Here is a 20,616-nt window from a genome sequence, read left to right as displayed (position 1 = left end):
CGTGGAGCCCGGTGGCTGCCCATGCCTGCTGCGGCAACAAGATGAAGACGGCAAGGAGGAAGACGCCCCGGAGCCGCGTGACAGGTCGTTTAATATCCAATGAAGCGCCTTGCCGTTTCGACCGCACCGAAACTATCGAGATTGTCATGTCCGCCGCCCGCAAAACCAACGAACTGCTTCGGTTCATGCGCGAGCGCGAACAGACGCTCTCCGAACAGGATCGAAATGGCAAGATCATTGGTGCCATGCATCACGAGCAGCGGCACCGTGACGCGCGCGATCCGTTCGTCGGAGCGAAACTGGTCGCGCATGAGCAGGCGCACCGGCACGTAGCGGAAGGCCAATGCTGCAATATCGACCGTCGAGGTGTACGGCGCCTCCAGGATCAATTTGCCGATGGCGTGGTCGGAGGCAAGCGCGACCGCCACGCCCGTCCCGAGCGAAAATCCCCAGGCGACGATTCGGTCCGCCCCATAGCGCGCGCTGGTGAAAGCGTAGGCTGCGGCGGCGTCGCGCAACAGGCCCTGCTCGCTCGGCGCGCCGCTCGAGCCGGCATAGCCGCGATAGGACAGTGCGACGAGGCCGGCGCCATCGGCCGTCATGGCCTTGAAGCGGCTGACACGACCGGCAAGGAAATCGCCATTACCCGGAAAATACAGGATCACGGGACGACCGGGTTTCGCCGGCACGTGCCAGACAATGACCTTCTCGCCATCCGAGGTGGTCAGGACATGCTCCTCCGCCTCGGGACAATCCGCCGCATCGGGCGAGGTTCGCTCAATCGTCGGTATGGGAAACAGCATCTCGCGCTGCCGGACATACAGCAGGACGAGCCCGGCCAGATAGACGGCCACGAGCAGGATGACGGTCCATTTGGCGATAGCGATCATTGCACGGCCGGCCCCGGTTTCCACTCAGGGCTTGCGACGGCTCCGCAGCAATTTCATGACCTCGGGCCGGAGGCTCGCCGGGACGTCGCGGCAGCCGCACGCCGCCTTATGGGCGGCGTGCCATTTGATGCGCAGCTCGCGCGTCGCCTTCGGCGGCATGCGATGGGCGTGGTGCCATTCCTTGTTGATGGCCACGGTCTTTTTTTTCGCGCGCTACATCGCCTTGACGATGTTCTCGGTGACTTTCTTGGCGTCGCCGAGCAGCATCATGGTGTTGTCGCGATAAAACAGCGGATTGTCGATACCGGCATAACCTGATGCCAGCGAGCGCTTGATGAACATCACGGTGCCGGCCTTCCAGACCTGAAGCACGGGCATGCCGTAGATCGGCGAGGTCTTGTCCTCTTCGGCCGCCGGATTGGTGACGTCGTTGGCGCCGATCACGAAGGCGATGTCGGCCTGCGCGAATTCGGAGTTGATATCCTCGAGCTCGAACACCTCGTCATAGGGCACGTTGGCTTCGGCCAGCAGCACGTTCATGTGGCCGGGCATGCGCCCCGCCACCGGGTGAATGGCGTATTTCACCTCGACGCCTTCCTTCTTCAGGATGTCGCCCATTTCGCGCAGCGCGTGCTGAGCCTGTGCCACCGCCATGCCGTAGCCGGGCACGATGATGACCTTCTGCGCATTCTTCATGATGAAGGCCGCGTCATCCGCCGAGCCGAGCTTGGCCGGCTTCTGCTCGCCGGTGCCGCCGCCGGCCGCGGCAGTTTCGCCGCCGAAGCCGCCGAGGATGACCGAGATGAAGGACCGGTTCATCGCATGGCACATGATGTAGGACAGGATCGCGCCGGATGAGCCGACCAGAGCACCGGTGATGATCAGCGCGGAATTGCCGAGCGTGAAGCCGATGCCGGCCGCGGCCCAGCCGGAGTAGGAGTTCAGCATCGAGATCACGACCGGCATGTCGGCGCCGCCGATCGGGATGATCATGAGCACGCCGAGCGCCAGCGCGAGGATGGTGATCATCCAGAAGTCGAACGCGCTGCCGGACAGGACGAGACCGACGATGAAGAACACCAGCGCTAGCGCCAGCGCTATGTTGATGATGTGGCGGAACGGCAGGATGATCGGCGCGCCGCTCATGCGCGCGGACAGCTTCAGGAACGCGATCACGGAGCCGGTGAAGGTCAGAGCGCCGATGGCGACGCCGAGCGACATCTCGACCAGGCTCTGCGGATGGATGTTGCCGGGCGTGCCGATGTCGAAGGCTTCTGGCGCATAGAAGGCGCCAGCGGCGACCAGCACCGCGGCCATGCCGACCAGCGAGTGGAAGGCGGCGACCAGTTCAGGCATCGAGGTCATCGGCACGCGGCGCGCGATGACCGCGCCGACCGAGCCGCCAATCGCGATGCCGAGAAGGACCAGCACCCAGGCGAGACCATCGGCCGGCGGATGGCTTGCCAGCGTGGTGGCGACCGCGATCGCCATGCCGATCATGCCGAAGAAATTACCCTGGCGCGACGTCGCCGGGCTGGACAACCCGCGCAGCGACAGGATGAACAGCACACCCGCCACAAGATAAAGAACTGCTGCCAGATTGGCGTTCATCTCAGGTCCCCTTTGTCTTCGTCACCCCGAGGTGCACGCCGGTCACTTTACCTTCTTCTTGTACATCGCCAGCATGCGCTGGGTGACAAGGAAGCCGCCGAAGATGTTCACGCAGGCGAAGATCAGCGCGATGAAGCCGAAGCCACGCGCCCACCCTGAACCGCTCGAGATCATACCGACGCCGACCGCGAGCAGCGCGCCGACCACGATCACCGAGGAGATCGCGTTGGTCACGCTCATCAGCGGGGTATGCAGTGCCGGGGTCACCGACCACACCACGAAATAGCCGACGAAGACGGCGAGGACGAAGATCGACAGCCGGAAGACGAAGGGGTCGACGACCTGTGCAACATGCTCCATGGCGATCTCTCCTTACGCCTTCGGCTGGAAATTCGGGTGGATCACGGCGCCGTCTTTGGTGAGCGCAGTGGCCTTGACCAACTCGTCGTCCCAGTTCACGGCGAGCTTCTTCTCTTTCTTGTCGACCATGGTCTCGATGAAGGAGAACAAATTGCGCGCGTAGAGGCTGGAGGCCGAGGCCGCGACGCGCCCGGCGACGTTGGTGTAGCCGACAATCTTGATGCCATCGAGGTCGACGACCTCGCCCGGCTTCGCACCCTCGACATTGCCGCCGCGCTCGACGGCGAGATCGACCAGCACCGAGCCCGGCTTCATCGACTTGACCATCTCGGCACTGACCAGCTTCGGCGCGGGCCGGCCCGGAATCAGCGCGGTCGTGATCACGATGTCCTGCTTCTTGATATGCTCGGCGGTGAGCGCGGCCTGCTTGGCCTGATATTCCCTGGACATTTCCTTGGCGTAGCCGCCGGCGGTCTGGGCGTTCTTGAACTCCTCGTCCTCGACGGCGAGGAACTTGGCGCCGAGCGATTCGACCTGCTCCTTCGTGGCGGGACGCACGTCGGTCGCGGTCACGACGGCGCCGAGACGGCGCGCGGTCGCGATCGCCTGCAGGCCGGCAACGCCCACGCCCATCACGAACACCTTTGCGGCGGGCACGGTGCCGGCCGCCGTCATCATCATCGGGAAGGCGCGGCCGAAGGCCTCGGCGCCCTCGATCACGGCGCGATAGCCGGCAAGGTTCGCCTGCGAGGACAGCACGTCCATCACCTGCGCGCGCGTGATGCGCGGCATCAATTCCATCGCGAAAGCGGAGACGCCGGCATCGGCGATCGTCTTCAGCGCCGCCTCGTTGCCGTAGGGATCCATGATGGCGATCACGAGCGCGCCGCGCTTGTACTGCGACAGCTCCGACGCCTCGGGGCGCTTCACCTTGATGATGATGTCGGCATCTTTCAGCGCGTCAGCACTGACGGTGGCGCCTGCGGCGGTGAATTCGGAATCCGGCAGACCAGACTTGATGCCGGCGCCCGGCTCGACCGCGATCTCGGCGCCCAGCGCCTTGAATTTCTTCACCGTATCAGGCGAAGCAGCGACACGCGGCTCCGACGGATCGATTTCCTTGGCAACGGCGATCTTCATAGGCCCTCCGGCGACGCGGACAAAACGCGCACGCGAACTTAGCGTTACTCCCGCAACGTTTCGATACCGGTTTTGGAACCGGCTTGTATGCAAATTTTATGAGCAGCCGCCGGCGCTGGCGGATGCAGCCGTCGATGGATCAGGTCAGGAAGACCGCCATCAGGATGACGATGAGCGCGACCGAGACCGTGCCGTACTTCACCAGTTTGATGAAGCCCTCATAGGTCTGCTCGTGGGCAACGTAGTCGTTGCCGTCGGCGGTGGTGTACGCCACTTCGCTATGGTCAGCCATGGAATGTCCCCAGTCGAAAGTCGAATTCTTGGGCTGGGATACCCGAAACCTTCGAGCAGGGCAACGGCAGGCAAGCGCGGTTTTCCCGCAAATCGGCTCATTTGGAATCCCAATTATCCCGGATCCAGTGCGTCAGGCTCGCCTCGCTGACTTCGCCGGCGGCGAGCGAGAGGATGATGGTTGTCGCTTCCGCAGGATCGGGACTGAAGGCCACGCCGTTCTTGTGGAGGAAGACCATCATCGCCATGAAGGCGATGCGCTTGTTTCCATCGACGAATGCATGGTTTTTCGCGAGGCCAAATGCATAGGCGGCGGCGAGTTCATCGATCGGCGCCTGTTCGTACCGCCATTTGTTGATCGGCCGCTCCAGCGCCGAGCGCAACATCCCCTCGTCGCGCAATCCCGGCGCACCGCCGAAGCGGCGGAGTTGTCGACCGTGAATTGCGACGGCCTGCTCGAAGGTGATCCAGAGCGGCTCCTGCAGATCGCTCATGTGCTTACTAAGCTATTTTGCGAGCGTAGCGAGCGTGTCGCGATACTTGTCCATCAGTTCGTCGGCGATTTCCATCGTCCGCTCGAAATCCGGGTCATAGGGCAGCAACTGAAAACCACCGCCGGGTAATTCCACGATGTGCAATTGCTGTCCGCGCTTGAGATCGAGCCGCTGCATCAGTTCGCGCGGCAGCAGCAGACCATCGGAATTGCCGATTTTCTTGATCTCGATCTTCATGGGGTCCGGCTCCAGCGTGTTATACATCTGTATAACACCACCAAAGGTGCAGTTCAACGGATGTTTTACACGTGCCTCAGGTAGGCGCCCCCTCGGCCCATCGCCTCCAACTCGTCGATCATCCCGGCGATGACCGAAAGCCCGCCGTCCCAGAACTTGGGGTCCTTGGCATCGAGCCCGAATGGCCGCAGCAGCTCGGAATAATGCTTGGTGCCGCCGGCGGCGAGCATGTCGAGATAGCGCTCGGCAAAGCCTTCGGCCGCGTTCTCGTAGACCGCATAGAGCGAGTTCACGAGGCAATCGCCGAAGGCATAGGCGTAGACGTAGAACGGCGAGTGGATGAAGTGCGGGATGTACATCCAGTAGTTCTCGTAGCCTGCCTTGATCTCGATCGCCGGTCCGAGGCTCTCGCCCTGCACCGACAGCCAGATCTCACCGAGCCGCGTCGCGGTGAGCTCGCCGTTCTTGCGCTCGGTGTGGACCGCGCGCTCGAACGAATAGAACGCGATCTGCCGCACCACGGTGTTGATCATGTCCTCGACCTTGCCGGCCAGCAGCGCCTGGCGCTGCTTTGCGCTCTTGGTCTGCGCCAATAGCCGGCGGAAGGTCAGCATCTCCCCGAACACGCTCGCGGTCTCGGCCAGCGTCAGCGGCGTCGGCGCCATCAGCGCGCCGTTCTTGGCCGCCAGCACCTGGTGCACGCCATGGCCGAGTTCGTGGGCGAGCGTCATCACGTCGCGCGGCTTGCCCTGGTAGTTCATCAGCACATAGGGGTGCGCGGAGGGCGTCGTCGGATGCGAGAACGCGCCCGGCGCCTTGCCGGGCCGCACCGGCGCATCGATCCAGCGGTCGGTGAAGAACCGTTCGGCGATGTCGGCCATCTCAGGCGAGAAGCCGCGATAGGCGGTCAGCACCATGTTGCGTGCATCGGGCCAGCCGATGACGTCAGTCGCTGCAAACGGCAGCGGCGCATTGCGGTCCCAATAGGCCAGCCGCTTCTTGCCGAACCACTTCGCCTTCAACGCGTAATAGCGATGCGACAGCTTTGGGTAGGCGGCGCGCACGGAAGCCACCAGCGCATCCACCACCTCGCGCTCGACGCGGTTGTTCAGATGCCGGGAATCCGCGACGTCCTTGAAGCCGCGCCAACGGTCGGAGATGTCCTTGTCCTTGGCGAGCGTGTTGGTGATCAGCGCAAAGGTGCGCTCATTGGCCTTGAACGTCTTCGCCAGCGCTTCGGCTGCGCTCTTGCGCTTGGCGCCGTCGCGGTCCTGCAGCAGATTGAGCGTCGGTTCGATCGCGAGCTCCTTGGACCCGACCTTGAAGCGCAGGCTGGAGATGGTCTGGTCGAACAGCCGGTTGAAGGCAGAATAGCCGGTCTGCGCCTTTTCCAGGAAGAGCTGCTCGAGCTTGTCGTCGAGCTGATACGGCTTCTCCTTGCGCAGGTCTTCGATCCACGGCCGGTAGTATGCGAGCTCGGGCGCTTGCATCGCGCGGTTCAAAATATCGTCATCGACGCGGTTGAGCTCGAGCGCGAAGAACAACAGATGCGTGGACGCCCCCGTCAACCGCTCGGAGACATCGCCGTAAAACTTTGAAATCTTGGGGTCCACGCTGTCGCCGGCATGGACGAGACCGGCATAAGAGCCGAGGCGGCCGGCGAGATCGTCGATCGCCTCATAGCGTCGCACCGCCTCCGCGAGCCATTTTCCGCCATCTTCGTTTGCTGTCCCTGTCGCCAGCTTGCCCTTGTAGTCCGTCTCGAACGCGACACAGTCGGCATCCATCTTTTCGAGATCGCGCGCCACTTCCGGCGCATCGATCCCGGAATAGAGATCGGCCAGGTTCCACTCCGGAAGCCTGCCGGTCTTGCTCGCAGGCTTTGCGGAGGGTTTTGCCTTGGCGGATTTCTTGGCGACGGATTTGCTGGCGGCTGGCTTGCGGAGAGCAGACTTTTGGAGGGCAGACTTTTGCAGGGCAGATCTGGAGCGCGAATTCATTGTGTGGGAAACCTGTGTTCAACAATCGCGACGGCGGGCTGGGGCATCAAGGTTTAAGAGTGCGTTAATCGGCTTCGGCCAGAGTGCCCCGATTCGAGACAGATAGTAGTAGCGTGCGGGGAACACCATGGCTGCCAGTATTTTGATCGCCGACGACGATGCCGTAGCTCGCCGGCTGGTCGAGAACATGGTGCAGAAATGCGGCTATGAGACGGTCGTCGTGGATTCCGGCGACGCGGCGATCGCCGCCCTCACCGCGCCTGACGCACCGGCCATCGACGCCGTCATCCTCGATCTCGTGATGCCCGGCCTCGACGGTATGGGTGTGCTGGCGAAAATCCGCGAAGCCGGCCTCAGCGTCCCCGTGATCGTGCAGACCGCCCACGGCGGCATCGACAACGTGATCTCGGCGATGCGCGCCGGCGCGGCCGATTTCGTGGTCAAGCCTGTCGGAGTGGAACGGCTTCAGGTCTCGCTTCGCAATGCCCTCAACGCCTCCGCGCTGAAGGGCGAATTGCAGCGCATCCGGCACAGCCGCGAGGGCCGGCTGACCTTCTCCGACATCATCACCCGTTCCGAAGCGATGGCGGGCGTGATGCGCGCCGCGCAGAAGGCGGCGAACTCTTCCATTCCAGTGCTGATCGAGGGCGAGTCCGGCGTCGGCAAGGAGATGTTCGCGCGCGCCATCCATGGCAGCGGCGAGCGCAAGGCAAAGCCCTTCGTCGCCGTCAATTGCGGCGCGATCCCCGACAACCTCGTCGAGTCCATTCTGTTCGGTCACGAAAAGGGTGCTTTCACCGGCGCCACCGAACGGCACATGGGCAAGTTCGTCGAAGCCCATGGCGGCACGCTGTTTCTGGACGAGGTCAGCGAGCTGCCGTTGACCGCGCAGGTCAAGCTGTTGCGCGCGCTGCAGGAAGGCGCCGTCGAGGCGGTCGGCGGCCGCAAGCCCGTCAAGGTCGACGTCCGCATCGTCTCGGCAACCAATCGCCGGCTGCTGGAGCGGGTGAAACAGGGACACTTCCGGGAAGACCTGTTCTATCGCCTCCACGTACTGCCGCTGACGATCCCCTCGCTCCGGGCCCGGCGCGAGGACATCCCGCACCTGCTCCGGCATTTCCTGGCGCGCTTTGCCGCCGAGGAGAACCGCCAGATCACCGGCATCAGCGGCGAAGCCATGGCGCATCTCGCCCAGCTCGACTGGCCCGGCAACATCCGCCAGCTCGAGAACGCGGTCTACCGTGCCGTGGTGATGAGCGACGGCGACCAGCTCGGCCTCAATGATTTCCCCCTGCTCGCCTCGCAGCCGCATCACGCCACCGAGATTCCGACCGCGCCGCTGATGCTCGAGCCGGCGGCGACCCCCTCGATGGTATCGGGTAATGATATACCGATCGCGCCGCTCCCCGCCGCGGGAACTCTTCCCATGCTGACCCCGACCGGCGATGTGCGGCCTCTCGAGGACATGGAGAACGAGATCATCCGCTTCGCGATCTCGCACTATCGCGGCCAGATGTCCGAGGTGGCCCGCCGCCTCAAAATCGGCCGGTCCACCCTCTACCGCAAACTCGACGAGGCCGGGGTTCCCGGACATGGCGGGAAAAGCGGCGAGGAGACGCACTGAGCCTCATGCGAACGGAGGTTCGCGAGGCGCTGCGAGTTCGGCTGTAAGCCGTTCGCATGACGACAGAATTCGACTGTGGCTTGAACCGTGACTTGGAAGTGACAGACACAGGGAAAAGCGCGCGGGGCAAGCGCACAATCCGTTGCCAAGAGGCCGCCTTGAAGTCAGTTTGGCGTGAGTTGTCCCGGTTGGCGCTGGCTGCAAATCCGGGGCCTGTATATCGTCTGCGTAGGAATCGTTGCGTGCAGGCGTGCAACTTTCGAGAGGCCGGCGCGATTTAGCCGAAGCTCAATTGGCGATAACGAAGCTGTTCCATAAGGGACAGTTCACCCGAGGGGTGCGACACAATGCGTGACTGTTTGAACCACCGTGCAGGCTTCGACCGTGTCTTGATGACGGTTGCGGCAACTTTCCTCACGGTGTCGGCCAGTTCGGCCCTGGCTCAGGATCAGGCGCGCAGCAGCGCTGCCGAGCTCGCGATCGAAGCCGCGATCCCGCGTCCCGAGCCGGCCAACGTCCCGCCCCCGACCGCCTCCGACATCAAGCTCGATACCACCGCCACCGTGCAGGATCCCGCCAAGGAAATTGCGAAGGATCCGGTGAAGGCAGAGGCTGCGCCCGCGCCAGCCGCCGAGAAGGTCGAGACCAAGCCGGCCGACGTCGCGACCACGCCGGCGCCCGAGGCGCCGAAGAGCGAGACCGCAAAGACCGAGCCCGCCAAATCTGAACCTGCCAAATCTGAACCTGCAAAGGCCGATACCGCGACTGCCACGCCGGCTGCGCCCGCAGCGCCGGCCGCTGCAGCGGCGCCGGTCACCGAGCCGGTGAAGGCCGCAAGCAACGTTCCCGCCGCCGACCAGCCGGTCGCCGACAAGCTCAAGGACGTCATCGGCGCCAAGACCTCGCGCTATTTCGACCGCAAGAACGAGCGCGCGGCGATCGAGAAGTTTTATGGCGCACGCGATTTCGCGCCGGTCTGGACCCAAGGCGGCAGCCTGACCGCGGCGGCCAAGGGCGTCATCGCGCGGCTGAAGGACGCGGCCTCCGACGGCCTCAACCCCGCCGACTATCCGGTGCCGGATTTCGCCAGCGCCACCACGCCCGATGCGCTGGCCGATGCGGAGCTGAAGCTCACCTCCAGCATGTTCGACTATGCCCGCCAGGCCCAGAGCGGCCGCATGCATTGGTCGCAGGTCTCTGGCGACATCCTCTATCCCGAGCATCCGGTCGATCCGAACGAGGTGCTTGCCAAGGTCACGACCGCAACTGACGCCTCCGCAGCGCTCGACAGCTACAATCCGCCGCACAAGCTCTACAAGGAGCTGAAGGCGAAGCTCGCGGAGCTTCGCGGTCAGGGCAACGGCCCGGTGATCGAAATCGCCGAGGGTCCGGCGCTGAAATATACCCCGGCCACCAAGAAACAGGCCGAAATCGTCGTGGAAGATCCGCGCGTGCCGCAACTGCGCGCCAAGCTCGGCCTCGCCGAGAACCCCAGCGACACCCGCTATGACGCCGCCGTCGCCGACGCCGTGCGCAAGTTCCAGAACAGCGCCGAGATGAAGGCGACCGGCATCCTCGACGACAAGACGGTCAAGGCGCTCAACACCCCGAAGCGGGACAAGCAGATCGACGTCGTGCTGGTCAACATGGAGCGCTGGCGCTGGCTGCCGCGCGACCTCGGCGCGTCGTCGCTGGGCGATGCCTATGTGATCCTCAACATTCCCGACTACACGCTGAAGGTGATGCAGCGCGGCCAGCAGGTCTGGACCACCCGCGTCGTCACCGGCAAGCCGGGCACGCATGCGACTCCGCTGCTGACCGAGACGATGAAGTACATCACGGTCAACCCGACCTGGAACGTGCCGCCGTCGATCGTCTACAACGAGTACCTGCCGGCCCTGCAGCAGGACCCGACCGTGCTCCAGCGCATGGGCCTCAAGCTCGAACAGAATCGCGACGGCTCGGTGCACATCTCGCAGCCGCCCGGTGAAGCCAACGCACTCGGCCGCATCCGCTTCAACTTCCCGAACAAGTTCCTGGTCTATCAGCACGACACGCCGGACAAGAACCTGTTCGCCAGGGAAGACCGCGCCTTCAGCCATGGCTGCATGCGCGTGCAAAATCCGGATCAATATGCCTCGGTGCTGCTCAACATCGCCATGCCGAACGAGAAGTACACGCCTGAGCGCGTGCGCAGCATGTACGGCAAGAGCGAGATCGACCTGAAATTCCCGACGCCGATCCCGGTCAACATCACCTATCAGACCGCCTTCGTGGACGACGCCGGCAAGCTGCAATTCCGCAAGGACGTCTATGGCCGCGACGCGACCATGATCAACATCCTGAAGAACAAGAGCGGCAAGGATCTCGAGGCCGTCGTCGCGCACTCGCAGCCGAGCTATTCGCGCCCGGCGACGACCCTGCCCTCAGGTGTGGCAGTGGCCAACAATGGCGGCGGCTTCGGCTCGTCCGGTCCGAACTTCTTCGAGCGGCTGTTCGGAGGCGGAGCCCCGACCCCGCCGCCGGCCCCGGTCGGCCGCCGGCCCCAGCAGCAGCGGGTGTTCACCCGCTAAGCCCGAATCGACGAATTCTGCAACGAAATCAGCGGCCCCCTCCCATGGACGGGGCCGCTTAACGTTAACCATTGTCCACCTCGGACCAGGCCGCGGGCGTTTTTTTGCCACAGTCAACCGGTTAGGTCGCATCCTGACTTGGTTTGGGGGCGGGAAGGTCAACCTCGAATTAACCTTCTCGCTTTAATAAAGCGTTCATCCTCTTTCGCGCGCTAACGGGGTTGGCGGGAGAGTCCATTTGAACGCTCGTCGACTGGGTGGGCTCATACGTGCTGACTGGTCTTGCACACCAATTCGCTGTGCTGTCGTTGTCCCATGCGGGAGTGAAGGCCGGATCGCGGATCGGCCTCGCTGCCGTGTTGCTGCTTGCTGCCGCGGGTTCGGTCCATAACGCCGCCGCGCTGAGTGAAACCAAGACTCTCTCCTTCCACCACACCCATTCCGGCGAAGACCTGACCGTCACCTTCAAGCGCGAGGGCCGCTACGACGAAGCGGCGCTGAAGCAGCTCAATCACTTCCTGCGCGACTGGCGCACCCAGGACGAGACGGTCATGGACCGTCACCTCTTCGACATCCTCTGGGACGTCTACCGCGACGTCGACGCCAAGCAGCCGATCCAGATCATCTCCTCCTACCGCTCCCCCGCCACCAACGCCATGCTCCGCCGCCGCTCCTCCGGGGTGGCGCGCGCCAGCCAGCACATGCTGGGACATGCGATGGACTTCTACATTCCGGGCGTGCCGCTGGAGCAGATCCGTTTCGCCGGCCTGCGCCTGCAGCGCGGCGGCGTCGGCTTCTATCCGACCTCCGGATCGCCCTTCGTGCATCTGGATACCGGCAGTGTCCGGCACTGGCCGCGTATGACGCATGACCAGCTCGCCCGCGTCTTCCCGGACGGCAAGACGGTGCATCTGCCGACCGACGGCGTGCCGCTGAAGGGTTACGAGCTTGCCAAGGCCGAGATCGAGCGGCGCGGCAGCGGCGACGATTCCGGCAGCAAGCCGAATTTCTTTGCCGCCCTGTTCAAGAGCAAGTCGGCCGCTCCGGCCAGCAGCAGCGACGAGGATGACGAGGGCGCGCCCGCCCCGGCCGCCAAGCCGGCGGCCCCGACCTTGGTCGCCGCAGCCAAGCCGGCCGATCCGGTGCCGACGCCGCGCGCCAAGCCGCAAATGGCCGCCACGATCCAGCTCGCCTCGGCCGATGCGCAGCTCGTTGCCCCGCCCAAGCCGAAGCCCGCGCCGGTGGCTGACAAGCAGGCGACCGGCAAATCCGTTGACGGCAAGCCGGAAACCCCGGCCGACATCATCAATGCCCGCGGCTTCTGGGATGATGTCTCGGCTGCCCCGCAGCAGGCGACGCCGGCGCAAATCGCCGCGCTGAAGGCCCGCCAGGCCCTTGCCGCCGCCACCGATTCGCAACCCACCGCGAGCGTGTCCAATTCGGCCCTTCAGGCGCTGGCTTTCGCGCCGGCCGCCTCTCCGGTCGATCGCGCCAATGTCGTCGCGGCCTCGGCACCGATCCCGCGATCCGCCCGCCCGGCCTCGCGCAACCTTGCCCAGGCGACCGAGATCAACACGGTGGTCGGCAAGAGCACCGACGGCATGGTGGCGACCGCGACCCGCCTTTCCGCCGCCAAGGGCGAGAGCATCTGGCTCAAGATCGTGATGCTTTCGCCGAGCGCCAGCCGCGCGATGTCGGTGACCTTGATGGGCGAGCTCGATACCGCGGCGCTGCGCGCTTATTTCGTCAAGCCGCGGGCCGTGATCGCGATGGGTTTTGCGGACGATCCCATGCATGGCCTGTCCTGCGACAGCTTCTCGGGCAGCGCGACCGCGAAGCTCCAGACGACGTCGTTCGTCATGCGCACGGCGGCGCTGCGCTGATAGCGTCTGCAAACGGCACGTAGCCCCTCCGCTACCGCGCCTTCCTGCCCTGCCGATCCAGATGATAAGTCAGCGCCAGCGACAGGCAGATCGATAGCTCCTGCTTCGGCAGCCGGCCCGTCACCGGCACCAGCAATGCCCGCGTCTGCCGGTACTCGAACTGATCGGGAAAGCGCTCGCGAAAATTATCGACCAACGTCGTCCTGCAGTTGAACAGGATGGCGGCGTGGTCGGAATCCTTGAGACGTCCGAGCCGGATCGTGGAGCCGCTGTCGGTCTCCTCCGTCAGATAGGCCGGCTCGCCCCATTTCAAGGTTTCGGTGAGCTTGCCGACATCGTCATCGGCCGCAGCGGCCGCGAAGATCAGGTCGCGCACCTCCAGCAGCCGCTTGCCGATCGGCGCCGGAAGAGCGCCGAAGGCGCGACTGACCTCACGCGGCGGCGATGGCACAACCATTTGCGTCTCCGTTCCCAAACGAATACGCGCAATTTGTAGCCTAGATGAAGCGAAAGCGTAATCCGGGCTACGTCAGCAGGGCTTGAGGCGCCAACGCCTCAGATCATCCCCAGCGCCTGCATATAGGTTTCGAGAATGGTCTCGGCCTCGGCGCGCTCGTTCGGGTCCTGCTTGCGCATGCGCACGATGGTGCGGAGCGCCTTGACGTCGTAGCCGTTGCCCTTGCTTTCGGCATAGACGTCCCGGATGTCGTCGGAGATCGCCTTCTTCTCTTCCTCCAGCCGCTCGATGCGCTCGATGATGGATTTGAGCTGGTCCTTGGCAAATTTCGTCGCGGGCTCGTCGTCGCGGACGGCGGCGGTGGTGGCCATCTTGGTACTCCAAATGGAACTGGCAAAACGAGGTGACGCCGGCATCCTCACCGCGCGTGCTGGGGAGAACCCTTAGGGTTGGCGTCCCCCGCGTTCAAGCAAGCATCGCGCTCGTCCACAGCGCGCCCACACCTTCCTGCGGCGGGGCGAAGAAAGCTGTTGTGTGGTGCGACTCAAAGGCCGCGCGAATTCAATGCCCGTGGCCGTGAGGATGGACCTTCTTCATCGTCTCGATCTGCTCGGGCGTGGCCGCGCCCTGGTATTTCGCCTTCCAGGCCTCGTAGGGCATGCCGTAGACGGCCTCCCGGCTCTCATCCTTGCTCATGGCCGCGCCTTGCGCGTCGGCGGCTTCCTTGAGCCAGTTGGACAGGCAGTTGCGGCAGAAGCCCGCCAGATTCATCAGGTCGATGTTCTGGACATCCGTCCGCGTCTTCAGATGCTCCACCAGGCGCCGGAAAGCGGCCGCCTCGAGCTCGGTTCTGGTTTTGTCGTCGATTGCCATGGCTGTTTCCCTTGGATCCCGTGGACCTGACCCGATGGAGGTCACCCTTACGGGATCAGGTGGGCTCTGTCACAGATTTTGCCATATCCCGGCGCAAACCGGCCGAAACCGCTGCCACCGACCTTTTCGGGGCGGTTCCCCGGCCCTACGCCAAATCGTCAATGATCTGGTATAGCTACCGCGACAATGATTGCCGAATCTCCCCGCACGCCACTTCGCCTGCTCGCCCGGTTGGTCCCGGTGCTGGTGATCGCCTTGCTGTGCCTTTGCGCCAGTCCGGCCTCCGCCGATTTCCGCCTGTGCAACAACACCTCGAGCCGTGTTGGCATTGCGCTCGGCTACAAGGACGCCGAAGGCTGGACCACGGAAGGCTGGTGGAACATCTCGTCGCGCTCCTGCGAGACCCTGCTGCGGGGAACGCTGGTCGCCCGATACTATTACATCTACGCGATCGACTATGACCGCGGCGGCGAGTGGTCGGGGCAGGCCTTCATGTGCTCGCGCGACAAGGAGTTCACCATCCGCGGCACCGAGGATTGTCTCGCGCGCGGCTATGACCGGACCGGCTATTTCGAGGTCGACACCGGCGAGCAGCGGGCGTGGACGGTGCAATTGACTGACGCCAACGAGCAGCCGGCGCAGCAACGCGTACCCGGCCTGCCCGGTCCAGTTGGCCCGGGCGGGGTTCCGGGTTTGCCCAACGGCCCGCCCGGTGGTACGCCCCCGGCCGCGCCTGGTCTCCCGCCAGCCGCCGCCCCGCCCCCATCTGGAAATAAGCCATGAGGCGTCTTCGCCGTATCAAGATTCTCGCGACCCTGGGACCGGCTTCTTCAGATCTCGCAATGATCCGCCGCCTGTTCGAGGCCGGCGCCGACCTGTTTCGCATCAACATGAGCCACACCCCGCACGACAAGATGCGGGAGCTGGTGGCGACGATCCGCAACGTCGAGTCCAGCTACGGCCGACCGATCGGCATCCTGGTCGACCTCCAGGGCCCGAAGCTCAGGCTAGGTGCTTTCGCCGAAGGCTCGGTGCAGCTCCAGAACGGCCAGACCTTCACGCTCGATTCCGACAAGACGCCGGGCGATGCCACGCGCGTCCATCTTCCGCATCCCGAGATCCTGGCGGCGCTGCGGCCCGGCCACGCGCTGCTGCTCGACGACGGCAAGGTCCGGCTGATCGCGGAGGAAACCTCCAAAGAGCACGCGGTGACGCGCGTCGTGGTCGGCGGCAAGATGAGCGACCGCAAGGGCGTCAGCCTGCCCGACACCGATTTGCCGGTCTCCGCCATGACGTCGAAGGATCGCGCCGACCTCGAGGCCGCGCTCGTCACCGGCGTCGACTGGATCGCGCTGTCCTTCGTGCAGCGCGCCGACGACGTGCTCGAAGCCAAGAAGATGATCCGCGGCCGCGCCGCCGTGATGGCCAAGATCGAGAAGCCGCAGGCGATCGACCGCCTCGCCGACATCATCGAGGCCTCCGACGCGCTGATGGTGGCGCGCGGCGATCTCGGCGTCGAGCTGCCGCTCGAGCGCGTGCCGAGCCTGCAGAAGCAGATGACGCGGATGGCGCGCCGCGCCGGCAAGCCGGTGGTGGTCGCGACCCAGATGCTGGAATCGATGATCCAGTCGCCGGTGCCGACCCGCGCCGAAGTCTCCGACGTCGCAACCGCGGTCTACGAGGGCGCCGACGCCATCATGCTGTCTGCGGAATCGGCGGCCGGCAAATTCCCGGTCGAGGCGGTCTCGACCATGAACCGCATCGGCGAGGAGGTCGAGCGCGACCCGATTTATCGTTCCGTGCTCACCGCGCAGCGCCCCGCGCCGGAAGCCACTGCGGGCGACGCCATTGCCGACGCCGCGCGGCAGATCGCCGAGACGCTCGATCTTCCGGCCTTGATCTGCTGGACTTCATCGGGCTCAACCGCCGTGCGGGTGGCGCGCGAGCGGCCGAAGCCGCCGATCGTGGCGATCACGCCGAACATCAACGCCGGCCGCCGGCTCGCGGTGGTCTGGGGCGTGCATTGCGTGGTGGCGGAGGATGCGCGCGACCAGGACGACATGGTCAGTCGTGCCGGCCAGATCGCTTTCCGCGACGGCTTCGTCCGCGCCGGCCAGCGCGTCATCATCGTCGCCGGCGTGCCGCTCGGCATCCCCGGCACCACCAACATGGTGCGCATCGCCTCGGTCGGCCCCGAGGGCGACGCGAACATGTAGATCGGCCAGGGCCCGCCAGGCAAAAAGTCGCAAAACAACCCCATGCAAAGTAGCCGGAGCCTTCGGCGAGCTTGCTGCGGTTTTGCGAAAAGGCTCGCTCAATCAACGACCTGAGCGGGGTCAGGCCACCGCCTCGGTCGCGTTGTGTTTTTACGCCCCAACCAGCGCCTTCGTGGTCGGCAGCAGCGTCTGCTGCACCACCAGACCGCGGGCGCGGGCGTCCATGACGCCGACCGCGCGCAGTGCCAGCAGCGTCACGGTCTGCACCGCATCGCGCATCCTGACGGGATCGTCGAGATTGTCGGGCGCGAGCGGCCCGACCAGGGCCTCGTGCAGCGCGCCGAGCAACGCGGTGGCGGCGAGCGCGGTATCCTGCGCCGGCAGGTGACCGGCGCGCACCGCAGCGTCGATCCGACCCGCGATCTCGCCCGCGATCTCGCGCCGGCTGGCAAGCCTGGAGGCGCTGACATCGACATCGACCGGCTCGGCCAGGATGCCCCAGGCCAGCCTGCGCTGCGACAGGGTATGGACCGCCACCGTCGTCACGGCCGCGGCCAGCGCCGAGGACGGCCCCGGCGCGGCATCGGCGGCCCGGCGGATCGCCGCGAGCTCGTCGCGGGAGACCTCGGCAATGAGTTCGGAGATCAGATCGGCCTTGGAGGGGAAGTAGCGGTAGACCGTGCCGGCCGCGACATTGGCCCGGACCGCGACCGGCGCAATCTGCACCGCCGCCATCCCGCCTTCCGCCGCAGTCTCCCGCGCCGCCGCCAGAATTGCGCTGCGCCGCGCCGCAAGGCGCTTCACCACTTGATGCGTCCGCCGATAAACCATGGCGCGCTTCCTGTCCCACACGCCGGCCGCACGCCCTGCAACCGAACGCTTCGTCACTTCAAAAGATGCAAATCGCCCCTCAAGGACTGAACAACTATTCAGAGTGAATGACAAGACAGGAAATGCATGACGCGTCGCAGCGACCGGACTGGAGCGTCAACCCTGCTTGTGAAAGGCCTCGTCCTGGAACTGCCCAAGGGAACGAGCGGGAGACGAGATGGCTATCGCGCGACGTCCATTTGGAAGGACCGCCGCGCGATCTCGGCACCTTGTCGGCGCAAAACGAAAGTTGCCCGATAGGTGCCGGCCGGCCAAGCGGAGCCTGCGCGCTTTCGTCCAGCCGAGATGAAATACTGGGCCTGGTCCCGTGGCAGTTTCGGTGCGCGATACTCCGCGACGACCTGCCCCTCAGGTGACCTCAACTCGAGCGCTTGCTCGTCGTCCGCCTGAAGTCCGATTGCGCGAACATACGCAACGATGGCGGCCGATTGAGAGCCAGGCAAGGATCGCTTGACCTCACCTGTCTCGATCTCGTCCATGGTCACCGCGTGATCGGCAAAGCCGGCATTGATGATCTCGGTGGACGGAGCGTTCGAAACGGAGTTTTGCGCCTTTTGCCACAGCGAACGGCCGGAATTGCATTCGCCCTTCGCGGCGCCCTCGGCGAATGGATCTACAATTTTCCCGTCATGCCTCACCGTGAAATGCAGATGTGGGAACTCGGTGTTTCCCGACAGACCCACCAGCCCAAGCGCCTGCCCGGAGCTGACATTGTCGCCGGGCTTCACCTTGAGACTACCCTTGGCCATGTGGCAGTATTGCGTGCTCCAGCCATTTCCGTGTTCGACGACGGCGCCGTTGCCGCATTCCCTGCCGGTGATTGCCGCTTTGCCGACGACCTTGACCGAGACGTCATCCATGCCATCGCGCATGTGGGCAACGCGCCCCGACGCGGCGGCAACGACCTCGACCCCTTTTCGCTGAACGTCCAGATCGGGCAGCCGGATGTCGGTGCCGTCGTGACCGTCATAGGTTCGGTGGCCACATCGATAGTCCAAGGTCTTGTCCGAGGGATCATGGTCGACGTAGTTCTGGATGAAGCAGGTCGTTCCCAACTCGCAGGCAACCGGCCAAGCGAACGGTTGTAGCTCGGCGCTGCGAGCCGCCGACGCACACGTGATGGCCGCGCAGACCACTGATACAGACACAAGCGCTCTCATCCGATCCGTCCGTTCCGACAAACGGGCGCGCGAAAAAGTGCAGTCCGGCAGCGAGAATTCCATTCCTGATGTCCCAAGAACCTTGGCCAACATCGGTACACCGAGAAAACATTGGTACCGGTGAGGATCACCCACGAAGGCGACGATAGATCCCTATCTGCCGGATTTTTCCCGATTAAGCCAAGCCCGCATCTCTCGTGCGATGAAAACGAATCCCAAGCAGCCCGTCAGGATGAACAGCAGATGAAGCCCAAACAAGCCGACGAAGTTGAATGGATGGTCTTCAAACGTGATCAGTTGATGATTGCTGGGCCCGCCCCTGCTACGAAAATTCGCCCAGAGCGTTCCGGCAGAGTACCACTGGCTCAGCCTGTAGACGCCATGCACCCCCATGATAATCGCTATTGCGGCACCGACGAACGGCATGGGTAGGCGCAATCTGACCTTCACGGGTCTCACTTGGTGTTTGGCTCCTGGGCCTCGAGGAGCAGTCATCGCAGAAAATCGTTGGAAAGGAGGCCGCTTCGTCCGAGCCCAAACGTTCGTGTGGGCGCCGCTGAACATCGATATCATTGCGCGAAGTTTGCGCGCCCGCCAAGCCGTCAAATTCATCGTGTTCAGAATCGTTCAGCACTCGGCATCTCATCGTCTCCGCCAATTCTGCCCGGGGGTTCGCGAAGGAACCGGCTTCAAAAATGGTGGCAAATTGCCGCAAGCAAAACGAGCGCGATCTCATTCGCTGTCTCATTGCGGTCATTGGCAAACGAATCGATCGCGATTGAACAGCGATCGAATGAGCATCTTCAAATGCTTGGAGTTGCGGGTTCCAAATTTGATTTGAATCTTCGCTGCTTCGCGCGTCAGCGCGCCACGTCCTCGGAAAAGCACGAGGTTGTGTGTCGCTTCTTTACATCTCGAAGTTCTTATGTAGTGTCCGCAACCGGACGTTGACGTCGGCCCGCGCGCAGTGCGCAGGCGGTATCGATGTTCGGGGGCCGTGGTTGTGACTGGCGTTTGGAATACGTTCAGAGACTGTTTGCGCGGCGCACGTTCATTGCGCGCTCACCAAGGCCACGCAGCCAATTTATCGCCAGGTAATGTCGAGAGTTTAAACTGCAGTTTCGCTGCCGCCAGGCTGCGGACTTCACTCTCATGCGCGAACGGAGCGAACAGTATGAAGCGGCTCATGAGCTTCCCTCTCGCTCTCATTCTCCTTCTCATGGTGTTGCCGGATCGCGCAGCAGCCGCTGAGTCATTTTCGGTGCGATGTGAAGGTGGCGATCCGGTCCGACCCTACTTCGCGACGTTCGACATCGACGCCAAAGCGATCGTCTTTGAAACGCCACCGACGAATGTCGAAGCATATTCCGGGATAAATCTACGCGCTGGAGAGATCATTTCCACGGAGAATGGAAGAATCGAGTTCATCGTGCCCGTCCTTCCGGGAAGACTCGACCTGATTTTCGATCGCAATCAAAAGACGATGACCTGGCCTGGAATGGATGCCCCGACCTTTCGGCCGACCTTGATTCACCAATGCACCGTCACCCCGCCGAGAAGCATTTTGAGCTTCCGGGCTCGCGATCCAATTCAGCATCCGATCTCGGTCCGCTGTGAGGATGCCGGAGACATGTACTTCACGATGGATGCGGCATCGAAACAAGCGGTCTTCGAACGCGGCAAGGAGGGGCGACTGTACCAAGGTGCCGTGACCGATGTCCAACAGGATGAGGTCACGCTGTCGATGAATTTTGACGTTCCTCGTCGGATCGTATGGAACAAAAGCCGTCAGACCATCACAATCGAAGGCATTGAGGGCGATGCGGCGCGACCACGAGGCGTCATGCAGTGCCAGGAAGTCGCCGCCCGAACGATGATCGTCTACCACGCGAGACTATGGCGACGGTGAGCGCCAG

At 63.9% G+C, this 20,616-nt stretch carries 21 protein-coding genes; 6 read left to right on the top strand and 15 right to left on the bottom strand.

Going from position 1 to position 20,616, the window contains the following annotated elements; translation table 11 throughout:
- Nucleotides 1-89 precede the first annotated feature (89 nt).
- The 9 genes from SE92_RS28880 to SE92_RS28845 form a co-directional block, all read right to left on the bottom strand.
- Nucleotides 90-887 (bottom strand): alpha/beta hydrolase, encoded by a 798-nt coding sequence (locus SE92_RS28880; RefSeq protein ID WP_063203820.1) that lies wholly within the window; start codon nucleotides 885-887, stop codon nucleotides 90-92.
- Nucleotides 888-914: 27 nt separating this feature from the next.
- Nucleotides 915-1,085, bottom strand: a complete 171-nt coding sequence (locus tag SE92_RS36840) for a hypothetical protein (protein ID WP_198172813.1) — start codon at nucleotides 1,083-1,085, stop codon at nucleotides 915-917.
- An 18-nt stretch (nucleotides 1,086-1,103) separates the two neighbouring features.
- On the bottom strand, nucleotides 1,104-2,501 hold the full coding sequence (locus SE92_RS28875) for an NAD(P)(+) transhydrogenase (Re/Si-specific) subunit beta (RefSeq protein WP_063201163.1): 1,398 nt from the start codon (nucleotides 2,499-2,501) through the stop codon (nucleotides 1,104-1,106).
- A gap of 42 nt (nucleotides 2,502-2,543) precedes the next feature.
- Nucleotides 2,544-2,861, bottom strand: a complete 318-nt coding sequence (locus tag SE92_RS28870) for a proton-translocating transhydrogenase family protein (protein ID WP_018453812.1) — start codon at nucleotides 2,859-2,861, stop codon at nucleotides 2,544-2,546.
- A gap of 12 nt (nucleotides 2,862-2,873) precedes the next feature.
- The gene (locus tag SE92_RS28865) at nucleotides 2,874-4,001 is read right to left on the bottom strand and encodes a Re/Si-specific NAD(P)(+) transhydrogenase subunit alpha (protein WP_063201160.1); all 1,128 of its coding nucleotides are present in this window, start codon (nucleotides 3,999-4,001) and stop codon (nucleotides 2,874-2,876) included.
- Nucleotides 4,002-4,140: 139 nt separating this feature from the next.
- Complete coding sequence (locus SE92_RS28860) at nucleotides 4,141-4,293, bottom strand: aa3-type cytochrome c oxidase subunit IV (protein ID WP_035998674.1); 153 nt, start codon at nucleotides 4,291-4,293, stop codon at nucleotides 4,141-4,143.
- 97 nt (nucleotides 4,294-4,390) lie between these two features.
- A complete protein-coding gene (locus tag SE92_RS28855; RefSeq protein ID WP_084251901.1) occupies nucleotides 4,391-4,786 on the bottom strand; it encodes a type II toxin-antitoxin system death-on-curing family toxin in 396 nt (131 codons plus the stop codon).
- Between the two features lie 12 nt (nucleotides 4,787-4,798).
- The gene (locus SE92_RS28850) at nucleotides 4,799-5,023 is read right to left on the bottom strand and encodes an AbrB/MazE/SpoVT family DNA-binding domain-containing protein (RefSeq protein WP_063203818.1); all 225 of its coding nucleotides are present in this window, start codon (nucleotides 5,021-5,023) and stop codon (nucleotides 4,799-4,801) included.
- A gap of 65 nt (nucleotides 5,024-5,088) precedes the next feature.
- Complete coding sequence (locus SE92_RS28845; protein WP_063201157.1) at nucleotides 5,089-7,023, bottom strand: M3 family oligoendopeptidase; 1,935 nt, start codon at nucleotides 7,021-7,023, stop codon at nucleotides 5,089-5,091.
- Between the two features lie 127 nt (nucleotides 7,024-7,150).
- Between SE92_RS28845 and SE92_RS28840 the strand changes: the two genes are divergently transcribed.
- The 3 genes from SE92_RS28840 (at nucleotide 7,151) to mepK (ending at nucleotide 13,103) form a co-directional block, all read left to right on the top strand.
- On the top strand, nucleotides 7,151-8,647 hold the full coding sequence (locus SE92_RS28840; protein ID WP_063201154.1) for a sigma-54-dependent transcriptional regulator: 1,497 nt from the start codon (nucleotides 7,151-7,153) through the stop codon (nucleotides 8,645-8,647).
- 347 nt (nucleotides 8,648-8,994) lie between these two features.
- Nucleotides 8,995-11,220, top strand: coding sequence for a L,D-transpeptidase family protein (locus tag SE92_RS28835; protein ID WP_063201151.1), 2,226 nt, complete (start codon nucleotides 8,995-8,997; stop codon nucleotides 11,218-11,220).
- Between the two features lie 257 nt (nucleotides 11,221-11,477).
- Nucleotides 11,478-13,103: a peptidoglycan L,D-endopeptidase MepK gene (gene mepK / locus SE92_RS28830; protein WP_063201148.1), complete on the top strand. Its 1,626-nt coding sequence runs from the start codon at nucleotides 11,478-11,480 to the stop codon at nucleotides 13,101-13,103.
- A gap of 31 nt (nucleotides 13,104-13,134) precedes the next feature.
- Here the strand turns inward: mepK and SE92_RS28825 are convergent, their stop codons facing one another.
- The 3 genes from SE92_RS28825 to SE92_RS28815 all read right to left on the bottom strand — a co-directional run bounded on the left by SE92_RS28825 (nucleotide 13,135) and on the right by SE92_RS28815 (nucleotide 14,433).
- Complete coding sequence (locus tag SE92_RS28825; protein ID WP_063201145.1) at nucleotides 13,135-13,560, bottom strand: DUF1801 domain-containing protein; 426 nt, start codon at nucleotides 13,558-13,560, stop codon at nucleotides 13,135-13,137.
- 98 nt (nucleotides 13,561-13,658) lie between these two features.
- Nucleotides 13,659-13,931 (bottom strand): DUF2312 domain-containing protein, encoded by a 273-nt coding sequence (locus tag SE92_RS28820; RefSeq protein WP_063201143.1) that lies wholly within the window; start codon nucleotides 13,929-13,931, stop codon nucleotides 13,659-13,661.
- A gap of 190 nt (nucleotides 13,932-14,121) precedes the next feature.
- Entirely contained in the window at nucleotides 14,122-14,433 is a 312-nt protein-coding gene (locus SE92_RS28815) for a DUF1244 domain-containing protein (RefSeq protein WP_063201140.1), read from the bottom strand.
- 186 nt (nucleotides 14,434-14,619) lie between these two features.
- Here SE92_RS28815 and SE92_RS28810 point away from each other — a divergent pair, with 186 nt between their 5' ends.
- Nucleotides 14,620-15,216 (top strand): DUF1036 domain-containing protein, encoded by a 597-nt coding sequence (locus tag SE92_RS28810; protein ID WP_063201137.1) that lies wholly within the window; start codon nucleotides 14,620-14,622, stop codon nucleotides 15,214-15,216.
- Nucleotides 15,213-16,649, top strand: a complete 1,437-nt coding sequence (pyk, locus tag SE92_RS28805) for a pyruvate kinase (protein ID WP_063201134.1) — start codon at nucleotides 15,213-15,215, stop codon at nucleotides 16,647-16,649. The genes SE92_RS28810 and pyk overlap by 4 nt, the downstream gene beginning before the upstream one ends.
- Before the next feature lie 150 nt (nucleotides 16,650-16,799).
- Here pyk and SE92_RS28800 read toward each other — a convergent pair whose 3' ends face one another.
- The 3 genes from SE92_RS28800 to SE92_RS28790 form a co-directional block, all read right to left on the bottom strand.
- A complete protein-coding gene (locus SE92_RS28800; protein ID WP_063203817.1) occupies nucleotides 16,800-17,480 on the bottom strand; it encodes a TetR/AcrR family transcriptional regulator in 681 nt (226 codons plus the stop codon).
- 221 nt (nucleotides 17,481-17,701) lie between these two features.
- On the bottom strand, nucleotides 17,702-18,763 hold the full coding sequence (locus SE92_RS28795; RefSeq protein ID WP_198172811.1) for a M23 family metallopeptidase: 1,062 nt from the start codon (nucleotides 18,761-18,763) through the stop codon (nucleotides 17,702-17,704).
- Between the two features lie 90 nt (nucleotides 18,764-18,853).
- A complete protein-coding gene (locus tag SE92_RS28790) occupies nucleotides 18,854-19,150 on the bottom strand; it encodes a hypothetical protein (RefSeq protein ID WP_157095722.1) in 297 nt (98 codons plus the stop codon).
- 724 nt (nucleotides 19,151-19,874) lie between these two features.
- On the opposite strand from SE92_RS28790, the gene SE92_RS28785 reads away from it, so the two are divergent.
- Nucleotides 19,875-20,609, top strand: a complete 735-nt coding sequence (locus tag SE92_RS28785; protein WP_063201129.1) for a hypothetical protein — start codon at nucleotides 19,875-19,877, stop codon at nucleotides 20,607-20,609.
- Nucleotides 20,610-20,616: the final 7 nt, after the last annotated feature.

The organism is Bradyrhizobium sp. AT1 (assembly GCF_001590795.1).
GTDB lineage: Bacteria > Pseudomonadota > Alphaproteobacteria > Rhizobiales > Xanthobacteraceae > Bradyrhizobium.
The sequence above is the reverse complement of the archived record's forward strand: the minus strand, read 5'-3'. Positions and strand labels throughout refer to the sequence as shown.